This window comes from Streptomyces himastatinicus ATCC 53653 (assembly GCF_000158915.1).
In the GTDB taxonomy this organism is placed as follows: Bacteria; Actinomycetota; Actinomycetes; order Streptomycetales; family Streptomycetaceae; genus Streptomyces; species Streptomyces himastatinicus.
Genome location: NZ_GG657754.1, coordinates 2199199 through 2202949, shown reverse-complemented (window position 1 = coordinate 2202949; position 3751 = coordinate 2199199). Strand labels below are relative to the sequence as shown.

General features: G+C 73.4%; 4 protein-coding genes. 1 reads left to right on the top strand and 3 read right to left on the bottom strand.

Features of this window, described 5'->3' with window-relative positions:
* Nucleotides 1-973: hypothetical protein (locus SSOG_RS53395; protein WP_208867338.1), on the top strand; the 973-nt coding region annotated here is incomplete at its 5' end.
* On the opposite strand, the gene SSOG_RS08695 is transcribed toward SSOG_RS53395, so the two are convergent.
* From SSOG_RS08695 to SSOG_RS08685, 3 genes are all read right to left on the bottom strand, one after another.
* Nucleotides 933-1628, bottom strand: coding sequence for a gamma-glutamyl-gamma-aminobutyrate hydrolase family protein (locus tag SSOG_RS08695; RefSeq protein WP_245606252.1), 696 nt, complete (start codon nucleotides 1626-1628; stop codon nucleotides 933-935). The genes SSOG_RS53395 and SSOG_RS08695 overlap by 41 nt on opposite strands.
* Before the next feature lie 16 nt (nucleotides 1629-1644).
* Entirely contained in the window at nucleotides 1645-3105 is a 1461-nt protein-coding gene (eat, locus tag SSOG_RS08690; protein ID WP_039940830.1) for an ethanolamine permease, read from the bottom strand.
* Between the two features lie 134 nt (nucleotides 3106-3239).
* Nucleotides 3240-3751: FadR/GntR family transcriptional regulator (locus SSOG_RS08685; protein ID WP_039936951.1), on the bottom strand; the 512-nt coding region annotated here is incomplete at its 5' end.

The following is a 3751-nucleotide window of genomic DNA, read 5'->3' as shown; positions in this document are numbered from 1 at the left end:
CCAGAGCCATCTGGAGGCGGTCGACATGACGTCGCACGCGCTGGCCCGGGTGGGCCTCGACCCCTGGCGGCCTGTGGGGAGCCGGGACAGGCAGATCAAGGATCACTTCCTTCTGGAGACCCTGGCGGCGCTGGGCGAGCACCGCCCGCGCGAGGCCGCCCGACTGGCCGTCGCGGAGAAGCGCCGCCTGACCGCACCCGAGGAAGAGCGGCCCGGCCCGGGGCGCAGGCCGGGGCGTAGATCGGCCGCCGAACGGGAGGGGCGGCGGCTGACGCGCTGCGCGGAGGTGGTCGCCGGGCTCGGATACGGCGAGCCGGAGCGGGCCCACCGCGCCCTTGAGGCGCTGACGCGCGAGACGGTCGGGGACCGGGCGGCCGCCGGGCCGGTGGCGAGTGTGACGGCCGGGCTGCTGGCCGCCGGGACGGACCCCGCATGGTCGCGGGAGCTGCTGTCACCGGCGGACGGCCAGGACGACGATGGGGTCCGCAGCGGCTGGAAGGCCCTGGGCCCGCGCGCCCTGGTCCACGCGGCGCGCGGCGAATACCGGCGGGCGGACGAACTACTGCTGGCACTGGAAGAGCAATGGGGAGCCTCGCAGCCGCAGTTCTTTCCGCCGGGCCCGCAGTACGAACTCCGCGAGGCGCTGGCCGCGACACTTGCCGGTGTGCCGTGGTGGCCCTGGTCCACCCTTGCCGGGGCGTGTGCGTTCCGTCCCTACCACCTGGAGCGGCTGTCGGGCATCCGCGGGCTGATCGAAATCACCATGCCGTGCCCGGCCCCGGACGCCGAACGGCTCGCGGAGGCCCGTCGTCATCTGCGGCAGCTGCTGACCGGACCGGGCTGGTACCTGGCCCTCCCCGTCCTCGCACACCTCGACCCGGACGCGGTGCGCCGCGTCCGGGACGTGGTGTTCGCGCACCTCGGGCTGGAGGTCAGCCCCGATCTGCCGCAGCCGCCACCAGCGCCCGCATGACTCGCAGGTCGTCGCCCGCCTCCGGGTGCCACTGCACGCCCAGCACGAAGCCCTCCGCGCCCGGCAGCTCCACCGCCTCCACCGTGCCGTCGTCCGACGCGTACGCGCTCGCGATCAGGCCCTCGCCGAGGCGGTCCACCGACTGGTGGTGGAAGGTCGGGACGGACAGGGGCTCCGGGAGCACCGTGTTCAGCAGGGTGCCCGGGACCGGCTTCACCTCGTGCTGGTCGAAGACGCCCGGCGGGCCCGCGTGGGCGTCCAGGTGCTGGTGGAGGGTGCCGCCCAGGGCGACGTTCAACAGCTGCATGCCGCGGCAGATGCCCAGCAGGGGGACGCCTGAGGACAACGCCGCCTCGATCAGGGCCAGTTCCCAGGCGTCGCGCTCCCGTGCGGGCGGGCCCGTACGCGGATCGACATCGGCCCCGTACCGTACGGGCTCCACATCCGGGCCGCCGGAGATCACGACCGCGTCGAGGCGGGAGACCACGGCGGCCGCCGACCCCGCGGCGGGGTCCGGGGGCAGCATCGTGGCCAACCCCCCGGAGCGCTGGACGAGTTGGTGGTACCCGGCAGGGAGCAGGGCGGCGGGGAGGTTCCAGACGCCCCAGTGCGCCGAGGCTTCCAGGTAGGTGCTGATACCGATCAGAGGGGGCAAGGACGGGTCCAATCTCTCAGTCGCGGGACAGTTCGGCCTCGGCCTCCGCCAGCGCCGCGAACTCCTCCTCCGGCGCCGACGCGACCAGACGGTGGCGGCTGTAGAAGGCGAAGTAGGCGAGCGCCACGGCGTAGACGCCGAGGGCGATGAACGCGGCGTCCTTGTCCACCAGGAAGGTGGCCACCAGCGCCGAGCAGGCCAGCAGGAAGGCGATGGACGAGGTCACGATGCCGCCGGGGGTGCGGTACGGGCGGTCGAGGCCCGGTTCGCGCCGCCGCAGGACGATATGGGAGAGCGACATCAGCGCGTACGAGATGGTGGCGCCGAAGACCGCGACGTTCAGCATCCGGGCGCCGTCGCCCGACCAGGCGGCGAGGCCGAAGCCGATGGCGCCGGGGACGAGCAGGCCCAGGTAGGGGGCCTTGCGGCGGCTGGTCAGGGAGAGGAAGCGGGGGAGGTATCCGGCCCGGGAGAGGGCGAACAGCTGCCGCGAACCGGCGAAGATCAGGGAGAAGAAGGAGGCGACCAGCCCGGCGAGCCCCGCGTAGTTGACGACGCGGGACAGCGTGGTGGGCTCGCCGTCCGGCTGGAGCGCCTCGACCAGCGGATTGCCCGCGCCCTGTACGGCGTCCGCACCGCGCGCGCCGGTGGCGGCGAGGAAGGTGAGGAGGGCGAGGACCAGCAGGATGCCCATCGACGAGGCCATGGCCTTGGGCAGCGTGCGGGCGGGCTCGCGGGTCTCCTCGGCCGCGAGCGGGACGCCCTCCACGCCCAGGAAGAACCACATGCCGAACGGGAACGCCGCCCAGATGCCGAGCAGTCCGAACGGCAGCCAGGAGTTGGAGCCGAAGGCCGAGTGGTCTACCGCGATGTCGTTCAGCGAGCCCGAGTCGAAGTCGGTGAAGGCGGCTACCGCGAAGATCAGCAGCGCGGTGACGGCGATGGCGGTCACGATGAGGCTGAACCGCAGGGCCTCGCCCACGCCCCACAGATGGATCCCGATGAAGATCACGAAGCAGGCGAGATAGACCGGCCAGCCGGACTCCAGGCCGAAGAGGCCGAGCGATTCGACGTAGTCGCCGATGAAGATGGAGATGGCGGCGGGCGCGAGGACGTATTCGATGAGGATCGCCGTGCCCGTGAGGAACCCGCCCCAGGGGCCGAGGGCGCGCCGCGCGAAGCCGTAGCCGCCGCCCGCGGTGGGGAGGATCGCGGCGAGTTCGGCGAGCGCGAAGACCATGCAGGTGTACATCAGGCCCATGAGTACGGCGGCGATGGCCAGCCCGCCGAAGCCGCCCTCGGCGAGGCCGAAGTTCCATCCGGAGAAGTCGCCGGAGACCACATAGGCGACGCCGAGTCCGGTCAGTAGCAGCGGACCCGCGCTGCCGCGGCGCAGGGTGCGCCGCTCCAGGTACCCGTCGTCGCCGGGTTCGCCGGGGTCGTGGGAGGTGCGGGCGGTCTCGGTTCCTTCGGCCATGTCAGCCATGGGCGCTCCTGGCTTCGCACGAGGGGACGGGGCATGGGCACGGGGGGTGGGGATGGGGATTGGTGTGGGGGCATACCTTTGCCGCACGGGGAGGGTCCGCGCAAGACCTCTGCGTAAAACCGGGGTTACGGCAGGAACCCGCGCAGCAGCGCCGCCGTGCCCTCGCAGTGCTCCCGCATCACCTCGCGCGCCCCGTCCGCGTCCCCGTCCAGCACCGCTTCGACCAGCGCACCGTGCTGGGCCTGGGAGTGCTCCAGGTTCCGTACCAGCAGCGGGATGCAGTCCAGCAGGTCGTTGACGGTGGCGCGGACGGCCGCGTACTGGGCGGCCAGCGACGGTGAGCCCGCCAGCTCGGCCAGGGTCAGGTGCAGCATCGTGTCCAGCCGCCGGTAGTCGGCCAGCGGCGCGTCGCGCGTCGCGTCGAGGGCGGCGCGCAGCCGCGCGGCCTGGGCGTCGGCCAGGCCGTGCGCGGCGCACAGCCCGGCCGCGCCGACCTCCAGGACCTCCCGGAAGCGCAGCGTGTCCTCGACGTCCACCGCCTCGACCCGCCGCCGCAGCTCGTCCTCGCCGCCCGCGGCGGGCTCGGGCCGGGCCCGTACGAACGTGCCGCCGTACCGGCCGCGGCGGCTCTCCACGA